The organism is Streptomyces sp. HUAS YS2, from assembly GCF_033343995.1.
GTDB classification, from domain to species: domain Bacteria; phylum Actinomycetota; class Actinomycetes; order Streptomycetales; family Streptomycetaceae; genus Streptomyces; species Streptomyces solicathayae.
Genome location: NZ_CP137573.1, coordinates 4,567,011 through 4,582,285, shown reverse-complemented (window position 1 = coordinate 4,582,285; position 15,275 = coordinate 4,567,011). Strand labels below are relative to the sequence as shown.

Here is a 15,275-nt window from a genome sequence, read left to right as displayed (position 1 = left end):
GCCCGCGGCAGTGCAGAGTGTGGAAGCAAACATGAGGAACCGATTCCGCCGCGGCGATCCCGACGCCCTGGCGGAGCTGTACGACGAGCACGCCGACGTGCTCTACCGCTATGCCCTGCGCGTCACGGGCAATTGGGCGGAGGCCGAGGACGTCGTCTCGGCGACCTTCCTGGAGGCCTGGCGCGGCCGGGAGAAGCTGCGGCCCGAGGGCGACGGGCTACGGCCCTGGCTGCTCGGCATCGCCACCAACGTCATGCGCCGCGGCGCCCGCTCCCGCCGGCTCCGCGACATCGCGCTGGCCCGGATCCCCGAGCGCGGCTCGGTGCCGGACTTCTCCGACGACGTCGTCGCGCAGCTCGCCGACAGCGAGCAACTGCGCGCCGCGCACGCCGCGCTGGCCCGCCTGCGGCGGCGCGACCGCGAGGTCTTCATGCTGGTGGTCTGGGCGGGCCTGGACTACGCCGCGGCGGCCGAGGCACTCGGCGTCCCGGTCGGCACCGTCCGCTCCCGGCTGTCCCGCGCCCGTACCCGGCTGCGCGAACTCGCCGCCGGCGAGCAGCGCCGAACGCCCCGGACGCAACGGACGCAACAGACGCAACGGGCGCCCCGCCCGGCCGACCCCCCGCGCGTCGCCGTCTCTCCCTCCCCCTCCCCCGCCCCTGCCGGGTCGCCCCGGTCGCTGCCCCAGGAGAACCACCGATGACCGCCGCCCCGAGCAGCCGTACCCCGCAGCGCCGCCCCTCCGACGAGGCCGACCGGATCGCGCTCACCGATCTGCTGCCCCCGCCGGCCGTCCCCGGCCTGCCCCGCGACCGCGCCCCGCTGCTGAAGCAGGCGCTGCTCCACCAGGCCGCGCGGCCCGCCCCCGCCCGCCGCGCCCGTCCCCTCCTCGTGCGCTTCGCCGCGCCGGCGGTCGCCTGCGCCCTCGCCGTCGGGGGTGTGATCGCCCTGGACCTCGGCGAGACCGACACCGGCACCGCCCCCCGGAAAGGCGGCGGCGTGCATGAAGCCGCCGCTCCCGAGGCGACCCGGCTGCTCGACCGCATCGCCCTCGCCGCCGCCTCCGCGACACCGCCGGCCGTCCGGGCCGACCAGTTCCTGTACGTCGAGAGCAAGGTCGCGTACGCCGGTCAGAGCGCCGGCGGCGGCCCGGCGACCCTGTCCCCGGTCCGCACCCGTCAGGTCTGGCTCTCCGCCGACGGCAGCCGTCCCGGCCTCGTCAGGCAGGAGGGCGACGCCGACTCCACGGTCGTCACCATGGGTTCCGGCGACGCGTCCGTCACGAACCCGACCCACGTGTACGTCTCCTCGCTGCCCACCGACCCGGACGCCCTGCTCGCCCTGATCCGCAAGGAGACCCGCGGCCAGGGCCAGGACCCGGACCAGCGCGCGTTCACCGCGATCGGCGAGCTGCTCGCCGAGACCTGGGCCCCGCCGCAGGTGTCCGCCGCGCTCTACCGGGCGGCGGCGAAGATCCCCGGGGTGACGGTGGCCGGGACCGCTGAGGACGCGGCGGGCCGGGAGGGCGTCACCGTCGCCCGTACCGTGCACGGGCAGCAGACCCAGTGGATCTTCGACCGGACCACGTACGCGTACCTCGGGGAGCGCACCGTCCTCGTCGAGTCGACGGACGCCGGCCCGGCCGGGACCGTCACCGGCGCGTCCGCGGTGCTGACGACGGCCGCGGCCGAGCGCGCGGGTGAGGCTCCCTAGCCGCGGCGTTCGAGCTCGTACGTGTCCCAGGAGTCGGGGTCACCGATGTAGGAGAAGAGCCTCGGTTGTTCCTCCGTGCCGTAGAACTCCCACGAGAACCCGCTCTCGCAGCCCTCCACCGTCACCCCGACCCCCTGGTCCCAGGCGCCCCCACCCGGTTGGTACGACCAACTCCCCGCGCCCGAGCACTCCTCCTTCGTCCCCTCGAAGTCGTACATGTTCAGGCCGGTCGCCGTCGCCCGGCCGTCCTTCCCGAGGACCAGCGTGCCGCCCTCGCCGTCCGTCCACGTGCCGGCGAGGCGCTCCACGCTCATCCGCGGCGGCTCGTACCCGATCCCGGCCCACCGGCCGATGCCCGCCAGCGCGACGGCGGTCACGACCGCGAGCGTCCCGTACAGAGCCAGCCACCCGAACATCGCGCCGCCGCCGATCCGCGGCCGGTCCGGCAACAACAGCCGCCGTACGACCAGCGCCGGGACCGCCCACCCCGCCGCTGCCGCCAGCCACATCCCGAGCGCCCCCCGGAAGCCCGCGTGGTGCGCCAGCGCCCAGCCGAACACCGGCGCCAGCGACACCGAGGCCGCGACCACCGGGATCCACCACCAGGCCCGGCCGAGCCACCCGGCCACCTGCGCCAACGGGATCACCAGTCCGACCGACGCCACCGCGATCGCGACCACCCCGACCACCGCGAGGACCACCGCCATCACGGCCCAGAAGACGTAATTCATCGCGTTGTACGGCAGATCCGGGCTCACCTGCGTCCAGGTCCACACCGTCAGCGCGATCCCGCCGAGCACCGCCTCCAGGATCAGCACCGTGATCGACGCCGTCAGCAGGGCGCCGTACCGCTCCCGTGCCCGGATCAGCCGCATTTCTGAACGCATTCAAATCCCCTCCCGCAGGGCATCATGCACCCTGCGGGAGGGGTCGCGCACACCGGGGCCCCTACGCGACCGCGGGCGCCGGAGCCGTCCCCCGCCGCCGGATCACCAGGGCCATCAGGGCCGCCGCCGCGCACAGCGCGCCGGAGGCGTACCAGACCACGTCGTACGAGCCGGTGAGGTCGCGGGCCACGCCGCCGGCGAAGGCTACGACCGCCGCGCCGACCTGGTGGGAGGCGAGGACCCAGCCGAAGACGATCGCGCTGTCCTCGCCGTAGTGCTCGCGGCACAGGGCGATGGTCGGCGGGACGGTGGCCACCCAGTCCAGGCCGTAGAACACGATGAAGAAGACCATCGGCGGGTGCACGGACGGGGCGAGCAGCATCGGCAGGAAGAGCAGCGAGACGCCGCGCAGCGCGTAGTACACGGCGAGCAGCCGGCGGGCGTCGAAGCGGTCGGTGAACCAGCCCGACGCGATCGTGCCGACGACGTCGAAGACGCCGATCACCGCGAGCAGCGAGGCCGCCGCCGTGATGGGCATGCCGTGGTCGTGCGCGGCGGGCACGAAGTGGGTCTGGACGAGGCCGTTGGTCGAGGCGCCGCAGATCGCGAAGGTGCCGGCGAGCAGCCAGAACGGGCCGGTCCTGGCGGCCTTGAACAGGACCGTGACCGTACGCCGGGCGGCGCCCGGCACCGGCGGCGGCTTCGGGACGAACTCCTTCGCGCCGTACGGGGCGAGGCCGACGTCCGCCGGGTGGTCGCGCAGCAGCAGCCAGACGAACGGGACGACGAGGAGCGCGGCGAGCGCGACGGTGACGGCGGCGGGACGCCAGCGGTACTCGTCCACGATCCACGCCAGCGTCGGCAGGAAGATCAGCTGACCGGAGGCCGAGGCGGCGGTCAGGATGCCGGTGACCAGGCCGCGGCGTTCGGTGAACCAGCGGTTGGTGACGGTCGCGGCGAAGGCGAGCGCCATCGAGCCGGTGCCGAGGCCGACGAGCAGGCCCCAGCAGAGCAGCAACTGCCAGGGGGCCGTCATCCACACGGTGAGGCCGGAGCCGAGGGCGATGATCGTGAGCGCGGCGGCGACGACCTTCCGGATGCCGTACTTGTCCATCAGCGCGGCGGCGAACGGCGCGGTGAGCCCGTACAGCGCGAGGTTGATGGAGACGGCGAGTCCGATGAGACCGCGCGACCAGCCGAAGTCCTCGTTCAGCGGGTCGATCAGGAGGCCGGGCAGGGAGCGGAAGGCGGCCGCGCCGATGATCGTGACGAAGGCGACCGTCGCGACGAACCAGGCGCGGTGGACGCGTGGGGTGCGGACGGGGGGACGGGTCTCGGCGGGGGTCTCGGTTGTCTGTGCCACGCCAAGAGCATGGCGTGTACACGGTCCCGCCGACCATTGGCCCGACTGCCAGCTTTCGCACGGATCGGGCCATGGATCGGGCCATGGGGGTCGGGCCACGGATCGGGCGACCGCCGCCGTCGCCCTCAGGTCCCGTGCGCCCGCCCCAGCGTCCGGATCGGCCGGACCACCAGCAGCGCGCCCACCACAAGGACCGCGATCCCCGCCCCCACCAGCAGCACGTGCTCCGCGCCCACCGCCTCCGCGACCGGCCCGGCGAGCGCCCGGCCCGCGGCCATCATCAGCAGCGATCCGGCCACGTCGTACGCGTGCATGCGGTTGAGGGCCTCCTGCGGCACGTGCGTCTGGACCGAGGTCGACCACATGACCAGCCAGAACGCGAACGCCGCGCCGGCGATGAACTGGCCCGCGCCGAGCAGTGCCACGGACGCGCCCGACCCGAGCAGGTACAGGTTCACCGGCAGGCCGAGCAGGGCCACCGCGCCCGCCGCCAGCGGGCGGCGCGGCCGCAGCCGCAGGGCGAGCAGGCCGCCGGCCGCGTTGCCGGCCCCGTTGACGGCCATCAGCACGCCGTACGTGGACGAGCCGTGGTCGCCGGTCACCAGGGTCGCGGTCAGGGTCGTCATGGGGCCGGCGACGGTCAGGCCGTACACGGTCCAGATCGCGATGACCCCCCACAGCCAGTTCCGTGCCGTGAACTCGCGCCAGCCGATCGCCAGTTCGGCCCGCATGGAGCCGCGCGCGATGCGGTCGTGGGCGAGGGCCGGGATGCGCATCAGGGCGAGGCAGAGGGCGCTGACGCCGAAGGTCGCGGCGTTGACCGCGAAGACGGTGCCGACGTCCGAGAACGCGAGGAGCAGGCCCGCCAGGGCGGGTCCGGCCATGGTCATCAGCGACTCGACGACCCGCAGCACGGCGTTGGCGCGCTGCACGTCGGAGGCGATGCGCGGGATCGTCGAGGCGACGCCGGGCTGGAAGAGCGCCGCGCCGACACCGCTGAGCGCGGAGAGCGCGTACACGGACCACAGCGGCGGGCTGCCGACGGTGAACGCGACGGCGAGGACGGCGGCGCCGGGCAGCCGCAGCAGGTCCGCGATGATCATCATCCGGCGGGCGGTGAAGCGGTCCGCGAGCACCCCGCCGAAGAGGACGAGCGCGGCGAAGGTGCCGATCCACGCGCCGAGCGCGTAGCCGACGGAGGAGTCCGGCCGGCCGTCGCCGAGGAGTCCGGCGGCGAGGCCGACCGGGACCATGCCCTCACCGAGGACGGCGACGGCCCGGGCCACGAAGAACAGCCGGAAGTTACGGTTCCAGAGCGGGGGCGGCCCGGCCGGCAGGGGAATGTGCTCGGGGGCCTCAGACTTGTACGTGTACTTGTCCGTCACGGGCCGACATCTACCACCCGAGTGGTCTGGACCACCAGGGATTATTCGAGGGTCTACGAGGACTTTCCGGAGGGAACACCATGCCGCAGCCGCCGCTGGAGCCGGAGCACCGGCCGCACCGCGTCGCGGTCCTCGCCCTGCACGGACTGCTGCCCTTCGAACTCGGCATCCCGCACCGGATCTTCGGCCGCGCCAAGGACACCGCAGGCCGGCCGCTGTACGAGATCGTCACCTGCGCCCCGACGGCGGGCCGGGTCCAGACGGACGCGGACTTCGCCGTCGACGTGGAGCACGGCCCGGAGGCGCTGGCGACCGCGGACACCGTCGTCGTCCCGGCCTCGTACGAGCTCGGACCGGTCTACGAGGAGGGCCGGCTGACCGGCGAACTCGCCGCGGCCCTCGCGCACATCCGGCCCGGCACCCGCCTGGTCGCGATCTGCACCGGCGGGTACGTGCTGGCCGCGGCCGGCTTCCTCGACGGGCGCCCGGCCACCACGCACTGGGCCTCGGCCGAGCACTTCCAGCGGCTGTTCCCTTCGGTCCGGGTCGACGCGGACGTGCTGTTCGTCGACGACGGGGACGTGATGACCTCGGCGGGCGTCGCGGCCGGGCTCGACCTGTGCCTGCACATCGTCCGCAAGGACCACGGCACGGCCGTCGCCAACGAGGTGGCCCGCCGCACGGTCGTCCCGCCGCACCGGGACGGCGGGCAGGCCCAGTTCATCGCGCGGCCCGTCCCCGAGGCGGGCACGTCGACCACCACGAGCGCCCGCGCGTGGGCGCTGGCGCACCTGCACGAGCCGATCCAGCTGCGGGACCTGGCGGTGCGGGAGGCGATGAGCGTACGGACGTTCACGCGCCGGTTCCGCGAGGAGGTCGGCATCAGCCCGGGCCAGTGGCTGACCCAGCAGCGCGTGGAACGCGCCCGCCACCTGCTCGAATCGTCCGACCTCCCGGTCGACCAGGTCGCCCGCGACGCCGGCTTCGGCACCCCGCAGTCCCTCCGCGTCCACCTCCAGACCGCCATCGGCGTCACCCCGACCGCCTACCGCCGCACCTTCCGCACGACGCCCGCACGCTGAGGGGGCCGGGCGGGGGGACAGCGACCGGGCCGGGGGACGACAACCGGGCCGGGCGGGGGGACGGCGACCAGGCCGAACCGGCCGCGCAAGCAGGCCGAGTGCGCAGGCCGGGCAGGCCGGACGAGGGAACGGCGACCAAGCCGAACCGGCCGCGCGAGCAGCCGAGCCGGGGGAGCGAGCAGGCCGGGCGGGCGAGGGGCGGCGCTGGGCGCCCAACCGCCTATTGGGCCGCGTCGCGGCCTGTCGCGGCGGCGGGTGGAGGGCGCTAGGGCGTCCTCGCGCCGCCGTCCGCGGCGGCCCCGGCGTCGCCGACGGCCTCGGCAGGCGTGCCGGCGGCGGTCGGCGCACCGCCGTGGCCGGCCTGCGCGCCGGCCGCCGCCGGCCGGCGCATCCGCCGCTCGCCCGCCGCGCCGATCAAGGTCAGCAGCAGCGTCAGGCCGACGCCGCAGAGGATCGCGGTCGACGGGGCGACCACCTGGAGCAGGCCGCCCGCCAGCGAGCCGCTGGCCGCGTAGCCCGCGCCGACGGCGGCGTACATCACCGAGTAGCCGGCGGCCAGCGCACTCGGCGGGAGCGCCTCGCGCAGCGCGAGGTTCCGGGTGAGCATCGCGGGGGCCTGGAGCAGGCCGGCGAGGACCAGCGCCGCTCCGATGGCCGCCGTGTACGGCAGGACGGCGGTGAGCGCGACCAGCGCCGCGACGCTCAGCACGAGCACCAGGCTCTGCACGGGCAGCCGCCCCGGCCAGCGGGAGCGCAGCCCGTACACGAACGCGCCGACCGCCGAGGCGATCGAGAACCCGGCGAGCAGCGGCCCGGCCCAGCCGATCCCGATGCCTCGCTGTTCGAGCAGCGCGGGCAGGATCAGCTCGGCCAGCGCAAGAAGGGTGAGGCTGCCGGCGCCCATCGCGTACACCGGCCAGGCCCGGGCGAGGATCCGGGTCATCGACTCGCCGCCGCCTTCGGAGGGCTCGGCCTGCCAGCCGGCGGGCAGCGCCCACAGCCCGGCGACGGACGCGGCCATCAGCGCGGCCTGGAGCAGCAGCGGCAGTGTCGGGTCGACGCCGAGGGCGAGTCCGGTCACCAGCGCGGGCGCGGCCGCCCAGACCGCGAAGACCAGCATCGACTCCAGGCTCATCGCCTGGGACACCGCCCGTTGCGGCACCATCTCGGTGAGCAGGGCGCGCATCGCGCCCGACACGGCGGCCGGTGCGAAGCCCGCGACGAACGCGCACCCGCCGAGGAACACCGGATGCGCGCCGGGCGCCAGGCCGAGCCCGGCGAAGCCGAGCGCGCCGAATCCGCAGCCGAACGCGAGCGCGGGCCGGGCCCGTACGGGGTTCAGCCGCACCCCGAGCAGCGGCGCTCCGACGATCTCGCCGATCACGTACACGGCGGCGAGCGCCGCTCCGAGGCTGTACCCGCCGGGCCGCTCGCGGACCAGGAACACCACGGCCAGCGGCGCCATCGCGACCGGCAGCCGCGCGCCGGCGGTCACCGCGCACCAGACGAGGACGGGCCGGGTGACGATCTCGCGATAGGACATGGTCACGACCGTAGGCGACCCGCGGTCGTGGTCCTAAGCCCTTTTCTGCCGCAGGGCGCCCGCAGCGGCGGTCACGGCGGTCGTGCCGACCATGCTGCCGACCGCGATCATCCCCACGCCGATCACGAACAGCCCGCTCGCGTCGTCCGACCAGTCGGCGAACGCGGCCACGGTCAGCCCGGCAGTGGTGCCGAGCACCGCGGCCACGAACCACCCCATGGCGGCCGTCCCGTACGTCGCCACGAGCAGCGTCACGCCGAGTCCGATCACCTGCCACGCCTCGTAGGGGCCGCTGACCGAGCCGTCGGGGTGGACGTCGCGCTGCTGGTCCCAGCCCAGCCACGCGGCCCACAGACCGGCCGCCACTACGGCCGTGACCAAGGTCGCCACCAGGTGGACAACGGTCTTGTTCGTTCCTTCGCTCATGGCACCAGTGTTCGCGCCCCGCCGCGGGCCGGACAGGGTACGGATACTCAACTCCACCCGAGTACGCCGACGTTCGGTCCGAGGAGTTCAGGCCGCCGGCAGGATGTCCTGCGTGTTCCGGAAGAAGTTGTCCGGGTCGTACTCGCGCTTGATCCCCGCGAGCCGGTCGTAGTGGCCGCGGTACGTGGCGCGGACCCGCTCCTGGCCCTCGTCCGCGCCGATGAAGTTCACGTACGAGCCGCCCATCGACTGCGTGTGCAGGGCGTCCCAGTAGTCCACGCACCACTGCCTGATCGTGTCCGCCTGTCCCGGGTAGGGGCTGATCCCGGCGATCACCCCGGACCAGACGGCGTCCCGGTACGCCCAGGCCGTGTCGTCCGGGCCGACGTCGCGTGCCGCGCCGTCCACCGGGTACAGGTGCATGAGCGACAGTTCCGTCGGCATGCTGTCCAGGTACGCGGCGTGCACGTCGATCGACTCGTCCGTGATCCGGTCGAAGAAGTCCCCGCGCCAGTACCACTGCAGACCCTTCGGGATCAGGTGGTCGTTCAGGGACTGCAGCGCCGGGTAGGGGATGGGCGTCGCGAAGTGGAAGGCCGGCGGGGCGGGCTCGTTCACCTCGGCGAACACGTCCGTCAGCCGGTCCTCGTCCGGGTTCTCCCCGGTGTAGCACCACACCACGCCGAACACCTTCCGCCCGTGCAGCTCTTCGGGGAACGGTGGTTCCGGGGGCACCACGAGGGTCGCGAGGAACCCGTTCAGGTCGCGCGGCGCGGCTGGCAGGAACTCCCGGTACCAGCGCGCCACCTCGCTCATCTGCTCCGGCAGCCACACCGTCACGCCGAGGCCGACCGTGTCCACCGGGTGCATCCGGAACGTGAACGAGGTCACGACGCCGAAGTTCCCGCCGCCACCGCGCAGCGCCCAGAACAGTTCCGGGTGCTCCTCTTGTGAGGCCGTCACGAACGAGCCGTCGGAAAGGACCACGTCCGCGGCGAGCAGGTTGTCCACGGTCAGGCCGTACGCCCGGGTCAGGTGGCCGTGGCCGCCGCCGAGGGTCAGCCCGCCGACACCGGTGGTCGACATGATCCCTGCCGGGGTCGCCAGGCCGAAGCCGTGCGCCTCGTGGTCGAGGTCGCCGAGCTGCGCCCCGCCGCCCACCCTGGCGGTCCGGGACGCGGGATCGACGTGCACCCAGCGCAGTCCGCCGGAGAGGTCGAGCGTGAGTCCGCCGTCGATCAGGCCCAGGCCGGCGCCGCTGTGGCCGCCGCCCTGCACCCCGAACTCCACCCCGGTGTCGCGGGCGAACCGCACCGTCGCCCGCACGTCCGTCGTGTCGGCGGCCCGCACGATCGCGGCGGGCCGTTTGTCGACCATCGCGTTGTAGATCGAGCGGGCCTCGTCGTAGCCCTCGTCCTGCGGTCCGATCACCTCGCCGCGCAGCGCCTCGCGCAGGGTGTCCAGTGCCGTGCCATCCATGGGAACTCCTCGATCGGACTGCCGAACAGGCTCGATCGTCCCCGGCCGCGCTACATCACCAGTCTCCCCCCGCGCCCGCCGGGCCGCACGCCCGGAGCAGTCGGCCCGGAAGGCTCAGAACGTGAGCACGCCCCGCGCGACCCGCCCCTGGTGGGCGTCCTCGGCGGCCTTGGCGAAGTCCTCCACCGGGTAGGTCTCGGTGACGAGTTCGTCGAGCAGCAGCCGCCCCTGCCGGTACAGCTCCGCGTACAGGGCGAGGTCGCGCTGCGGCCGGGAGGAGCCGTACCGGCAGCCGAGGATCGACTTGTCCAGGAACATCGCGGCGGGCAGGAACGTCGCCTCGGCCTTCGGCGAGGTCATGCCGAGCAGGATCGCCTGGCCGTGCCGGTCGAGCAGGTCGATCGCCTGCCGGACGAGACCGGTGTGGCCGACGCACTCGAAGACGTGGTCGGCGCCGGTCGGCAGGACGTCCCGTACGGCGTCGGCGGAGGTGAGGAAGTGCGTCGCGCCGAACTGCAGGGCGACCTCCTCCTTCGCGGGGTTGGTGTCGACCGCGACGATCACGGACGCGGCGGCGATCCGGGCGCCCTGCAGCACGTTGAGGCCGATCCCGCCGGTGCCGATCACGACGACGGTGTCGCCGGGTTCGACCTTGGCCCGGTTGAGGACGGCACCGACGCCGGTGAGGACACCGCATCCCATCAGGGCGGCGGAGGTCAGCGGGATGTCGGCGGGGATCTTCACGGCCTGGACGGCCTTGACGATCGTCCGTTCCGCGAAGGCGGAGTTCGAGGCGAACTGGAAGATCGGCTTCCCGCCCCGGGAGAACGGCTGCCCGGGCATCCCGATCGCCTTGCGGCACATCGTCGGCCGGCCCCGGTCGCAGTCGGCGCAGGCGCCGCAGCTCGCGAGGGTGGACAGGGCCACGTGGTCGCCGGGGGCGACGTGCGTGACGCCCGCGCCGACGGCCTCGACGACCCCGGCGCCCTCGTGGCCGAGGACCACCGGCGGCGGGAACGGGATGGTCCCGTCGATGACGGACAGGTCGCTGTGGCACAGTCCGGCCGCGGCGATCGCGACGAGCACCTCGCCGGGGCCGGGGTCGCGTATCTCCAGATCATCGACGACCAGGGCCTCCTTGCCGTCGAACACGACACCTCTCATCGGCTCTCCTCCTTCGCTTCCCTCGGCAGGCCGAGCACGCGCTCGGCGATGATGTTGCGCTGGATCTCGTCCGAGCCGCCGTAGATGGTGTCGGCCCGGCTGAAGAGGAACATCCGCTGCTGGTCGTCGAGTTCGTACGCGCCGTCCCACGGCCCGGGCCCGCTGGTCGCGGCGGCGCCGCGCACCGCCATCGCCAGCTCCCCGAGCCGACGGTGCCAGCCGCCCCACAGCAGCTTGGCGACGCTGGGCGCGCCGGGGTCGTCGGTGCGGCCGAGGGTGCGCAGGGCGTTCCACCGCATGACGCGCAGCTCGGCCCACTGTCGGACGAGCCGCTCGGCGAGGACGGGATCTCGAACGGCGCCGTTACGGACGGCCGTCCGGATCACATCCTCCAACTCGACGGCGAACCCGACCTGCTGGACGAGGGTGGACACCCCGCGCTCCAGGGCGAGCAGCCCCATGGCGACGCGCCAGCCGTCGCCCTCGGCGCCGACGAGGTCCCGGGCGTGGGCGACGGCGCCGTCGAAGAAGACCTCGTTGAACTCGCTGGTCCCGGACATCTGCCGGATGGGCCGCACCTCGATGCGACCGGGCTGGTCCATGGGAACGAGCAGGAAGGACAGCCCCCGATGTCTGACGGACCCTTCCTCGGTCCGGGCGAGCACGAAACACCAGTCGGCGTCGAGGGCGAGCGAGGTCCAGATCTTCTGCCCACTGATCAGGTACCGGTCCCCGTCCCGCACGGCGCGGGTCCGCACCCCGGCGAGATCGGACCCGGCCCCGGGCTCGGAGTACCCCTGACACCACAGCTCCTCGCCGCGGGCGATGGGGGGAAGGAACCGCCGCCGCTGCTCCTCGGTCCCATGAGCGAGCAGGGTCGGCGCGAGCAGGTTCTCCCCGATGTGCCCGAGCCGGGTCGGCCCGCCGGCCCGCGCGTACTCCTCGCCCCAGACGACCTGCTGGGTCAGCGAGGCGGTTCGATTCCCGAACCCGCCGGCCCCCCACCCGATCCCGACCCACCCCCCGGCACCGAGCTCCCGCTCCCACGCGCGCGGGTCGCCGCGCTGCGGCGGATGCGCGTGAAACCACTCCCGAGCCTCCGACCTGAACGCCTCGTCCTCCACCCCGAACTCGAAGTCCACGCCTGCCTCCTCTCCACCACCGTTGTGGGCATTCACTCCGCTGGGGCGATGGGGGTCCCCCTGCTCGAGCGCCTCCGCCCCAAGCTCGTACCCGCACCCCGTACCCGGCCCGCTCTCCAGGTGCACCGCCCCGTGGCGCGGGCAGGAACACGTGCGGAACGCGCCCGCCAGGGCGCCGTCCCGTGTGCCCACCCGTCCCGCCCCAGCGGGACGATTGCCCACACGGGGGACCACCCCGCGGCGCCGCTACCCGTTCGGCCGGTCTCCCGAGGCCGCGGCCTTTGCCATTTCCTCCAGCATCGCCAGCATCGGCATCGGGTCCACCCCCACCGTCCCCGGCAGGAAGTCCGCGATGCGTTCCGGGGTCCACGCGCCCGACTCCGCGTAGCCGGCGCGCAGTTCCCTGGGCTGGGCCCAGACCGCGATCTTCGGGCCGGCGATCGTGTACACCTGGCCGGTGATCCTCTCCGCCCTCGCCCGCTCGGAGAGCAGGTAGACGACGAGCGCCGCCACGTCCTCCGGCTCGCCGATCTCCTTCAGTTCCATCGGTACGTTCGCCGACATCCGGGTCCGCGCCACCGGCGCGACCGCGTTCGCGGTCACCCCGTACTTGTGCAGCCCGAGCGCCGCGCTCCGGACGAGCGAGATGATCCCGCCCTTCGCCGCCGAGTAGTTCGCCTGCGCGACGGAGCCCTGGTGGTTGCCGCTGGTGAAGCCGATCAGCGTGCCGCCGCCCTGCTTCCGCATGACCGCGGAGGCCGCCCGGAAGACGGTGAAGGTGCCCTTGAGGTGGGTGGCGACCACCGGGTCCCACTCCTCCTCGGACATGTTGAAGAGCATCCGTTCGCGCAGGATGCCCGCCACGCACACGACCCCGTCGATCCGCCCGTACTCCGCGAGCGCCGTGTCGACGACCCGCTGTCCACCGGCCATCGTCGAGATGTCGTCGGCGACGGCGACGGCCGAACCGCCCGCCTCCTCGATCTCCTTCACCACGGACAGCGCCACGTCCGAGGTCGGCTCGCCGCCCTCGATCGACACCCCGTAGTCGTTGACGACGACCTTCGCGCCCTCCGCCGCACATGCGAGGGCGACGGCACGGCCGATGCCCCGTCCCGCTCCGGTGACGGCGACGACCTTGCCTGCCAAGAAGTTCCCCACGCCCGGCCCCTTCCCGAGGTTTCTGACGGTCCGTTAGATTCGCCTTCTGGATTCTATGGCCCGTCAGATACCGGAAAACAAGACCCCGGAGGCCCGATGTCTGTCCCCGCCCCTCTCCCCGCCGAGTTCCACGACATCGCCAAGCGCGTCAACAACTGGGGCCGCTGGGGCGCCGACGACGAGATCGGGACGCTCAACCTCATCACCGACGAGGTGGTCCGGGAGGCCGCCCGCACCGTCCGCTCCGGCCTCCGCGTGCCGCTCGCGCTGGACCTGGTGCAGGACGGCGTGCAGACCGGCATGATCCCGGGCCGCGTCAACCCGCTGCACGTCATGGTGCAGATCAATCAGGAGCTGTTCGGCCCCGGCACCATCGCCACCAGCGACGACGCCGTGACCCTCGGACTGCAGGCGGCCACCCACTGGGACGCCCTCACCCACGTCTCGCACTCGGGCCGGATCTACAACGGCCGCCCCGCCGGCTCCATCACCCCGCACGGGCGTTCCGAGTTCAGCGGCATCCACACCGCCCGGCACCTCGTGAGCCGGGGCGTACTGCTCGACGTCGCCGCCGCGAAGGGCGTCGACCGGCTCCCCGGCGACCACGCGGTGACGCCGGAGGACCTGGACGAGGCGGCGGAGTTCGGCGGGGTCACGGTCGGGGCCGGCGACATCGTGCTGGTACGGACCGGGCAGGTCCAGGCGTATCTGGCCGGCGACAAGCACGGGTACGCGTTCCCGTCCCCCGGCCTGTCGATCCGTACGCCGGAGTGGTTCCACGCCCGTGACGTCGCCGCCGTCGCGAACGACACCCTCACGTTCGAGATCTTCCCGCCGGAGGTCGAGAACCTGTGGCTGCCGGTGCACGGTCTCGACCTCGTCGAGATGGGAATGCTGCAGGGCCAGAACTGGAACCTGGAAAACTTGTCCACAGCCTGTGCACAAGAGCGGCGGTACGCGTTCCTGCTCTCCGCGACACCCGAACCCTTCGTCGGCGGCACGGGAAGCCCGGTGGCGCCGGTGGCGATCCTGTAGGACGGGGCGCTCGATCTCCGGGTGGCGGCCCACCTGCGCACCCCGAGCACGGCAGGGGGAGCCGCCACCCCGCCACGACCCGCACTCGTCGAGGGCGCAGCCGTACGGGCGCGTCCCTCGTCGTCCCCTCGCAACGAATCGCTCACCCCAGGGTGATCACCCGGACACGATCCGTCAACGGGGCCTCGGGGCTTCACCCGTCACGCGTGGCGCGTGACGACTCCCAACGGCTCGCGCACCGCGCTCCCGGTCATCGGGGCGCCGCGGTCCACCTCGCACCAGATCCGCTTGCCGGCGCCCTCCGGCTGCCAGCCCCAGCGGTCCGCGAGCCCGTCGACCAGCTCCAGGCCGCGGCCGTTGGTGTCGTCACCGCCCGCGCGCCGCGGGCGGGGCGGGCAGTCGCTCGCGTCGGCGACCTCCACCCGTACCGTCCCGGCCTCGGCCGCGCCCGCTCCGAAGAGCATCCGCAGCACAGCCGGACAGCCCGTGTGCACCACGGCGTTGGTCACCAGCTCGGAGATGAGCAGTACCAGCGTCTCGGAAAGCGGTTCGTCATCCCCGATGCCCGAACCCTCGAGCCTCGACCGGGCCCAGCGCCGGGCACGTCCCACCTCAGCCGGGTCCGGCCCGACCTCCAACTGAACCTGAAGCACCTGCACCGCTCACACCATCCGAACCGGCGGACACATCGCCTCGCGCCTCACAGACAACGGCGTCATCACGGAACGTGATTCCCTTGTGAGACAGCATGGTTGACGTACAGTCACCGCAACAAGCGCTTCGGGCATATTCCAGCGCGAAGGAGTACGCGTGGTGCATACTGTGCGACGCACGCTGCGGGGAGTCGAACAGGAGGGCGCAGAACGCCTCCACGGGCCACGAGCGGCGGGCATTC

14 protein-coding genes are annotated in these 15,275 nt (G+C 73.4%); 4 read left to right on the top strand and 10 right to left on the bottom strand.

Annotated elements, in window-relative coordinates:
* Positions 1–31: 31 nt before the first annotated feature.
* Together R2D22_RS21270 and R2D22_RS21265 are read left to right on the top strand one after the other, a co-directional pair.
* On the top strand, positions 32–703 hold the full coding sequence (locus R2D22_RS21270) for an RNA polymerase sigma factor (protein ID WP_318106003.1): 672 nt from the start codon (positions 32–34) through the stop codon (positions 701–703).
* Positions 700–1,713: a CU044_5270 family protein gene (locus tag R2D22_RS21265; RefSeq protein WP_318105999.1), complete on the top strand. Its 1,014-nt coding sequence runs from the start codon at positions 700–702 to the stop codon at positions 1,711–1,713. The genes R2D22_RS21270 and R2D22_RS21265 overlap by 4 nt, the downstream gene beginning before the upstream one ends.
* Here the strand turns inward: R2D22_RS21265 and R2D22_RS21260 are convergent.
* The 3 genes from R2D22_RS21260 to R2D22_RS21250 form a co-directional block, all read right to left on the bottom strand.
* Positions 1,710–2,600, bottom strand: a complete 891-nt coding sequence (locus R2D22_RS21260) for a hypothetical protein (protein ID WP_318105996.1) — start codon at positions 2,598–2,600, stop codon at positions 1,710–1,712. The two genes, R2D22_RS21265 and R2D22_RS21260, sit on opposite strands and share 4 nt — an antisense overlap.
* A 61-nt stretch (positions 2,601–2,661) precedes the next feature.
* Positions 2,662–3,963 (bottom strand): MFS transporter, encoded by a 1,302-nt coding sequence (locus R2D22_RS21255; protein WP_318105992.1) that lies wholly within the window; start codon positions 3,961–3,963, stop codon positions 2,662–2,664.
* 125 nt (positions 3,964–4,088) lie between these two features.
* Positions 4,089–5,348, bottom strand: coding sequence for an MFS transporter (locus tag R2D22_RS21250; protein ID WP_411977056.1), 1,260 nt, complete (start codon positions 5,346–5,348; stop codon positions 4,089–4,091).
* Positions 5,349–5,428: 80 nt separating this feature from the next.
* Here R2D22_RS21250 and R2D22_RS21245 point away from each other — a divergent pair, with 80 nt between their 5' ends.
* Entirely contained in the window at positions 5,429–6,430 is a 1,002-nt protein-coding gene (locus tag R2D22_RS21245; protein ID WP_318105990.1) for a GlxA family transcriptional regulator, read from the top strand.
* A 265-nt stretch (positions 6,431–6,695) separates the two neighbouring features.
* On the opposite strand, the gene R2D22_RS21240 is transcribed toward R2D22_RS21245, so the two are convergent.
* The 6 genes from R2D22_RS21240 to R2D22_RS21215 form a co-directional block, all read right to left on the bottom strand.
* Positions 6,696–7,973 (bottom strand): MFS transporter, encoded by a 1,278-nt coding sequence (locus tag R2D22_RS21240; protein WP_318105986.1) that lies wholly within the window; start codon positions 7,971–7,973, stop codon positions 6,696–6,698.
* Between the two features lie 33 nt (positions 7,974–8,006).
* Positions 8,007–8,399, bottom strand: coding sequence for a hypothetical protein (locus R2D22_RS21235; RefSeq protein ID WP_318105984.1), 393 nt, complete (start codon positions 8,397–8,399; stop codon positions 8,007–8,009).
* Between the two features lie 87 nt (positions 8,400–8,486).
* Complete coding sequence (locus R2D22_RS21230; RefSeq protein ID WP_318105982.1) at positions 8,487–9,878, bottom strand: FAD-binding oxidoreductase; 1,392 nt, start codon at positions 9,876–9,878, stop codon at positions 8,487–8,489.
* A 114-nt stretch (positions 9,879–9,992) separates the two neighbouring features.
* On the bottom strand, positions 9,993–11,042 hold the full coding sequence (locus R2D22_RS21225) for a Zn-dependent alcohol dehydrogenase (RefSeq protein WP_318105979.1): 1,050 nt from the start codon (positions 11,040–11,042) through the stop codon (positions 9,993–9,995).
* Positions 11,039–12,184 (bottom strand): acyl-CoA dehydrogenase family protein, encoded by a 1,146-nt coding sequence (locus tag R2D22_RS21220; protein WP_318105976.1) that lies wholly within the window; start codon positions 12,182–12,184, stop codon positions 11,039–11,041. The genes R2D22_RS21225 and R2D22_RS21220 overlap by 4 nt, the downstream gene beginning before the upstream one ends.
* 246 nt (positions 12,185–12,430) lie before the next feature.
* Positions 12,431–13,345: an SDR family NAD(P)-dependent oxidoreductase gene (locus tag R2D22_RS21215; protein ID WP_318105973.1), complete on the bottom strand. Its 915-nt coding sequence runs from the start codon at positions 13,343–13,345 to the stop codon at positions 12,431–12,433.
* 96 nt (positions 13,346–13,441) lie between these two features.
* On the opposite strand from R2D22_RS21215, the gene R2D22_RS21210 reads away from it, so the two are divergent.
* Positions 13,442–14,380, top strand: coding sequence for a cyclase family protein (locus tag R2D22_RS21210; protein ID WP_318105972.1), 939 nt, complete (start codon positions 13,442–13,444; stop codon positions 14,378–14,380).
* Positions 14,381–14,580: 200 nt separating this feature from the next.
* Here the strand turns inward: R2D22_RS21210 and R2D22_RS21205 are convergent, their stop codons facing one another.
* On the bottom strand, positions 14,581–15,039 hold the full coding sequence (locus R2D22_RS21205) for an ATP-binding protein (protein WP_318105969.1): 459 nt from the start codon (positions 15,037–15,039) through the stop codon (positions 14,581–14,583).
* Positions 15,040–15,275 lie beyond the last annotated feature (236 nt).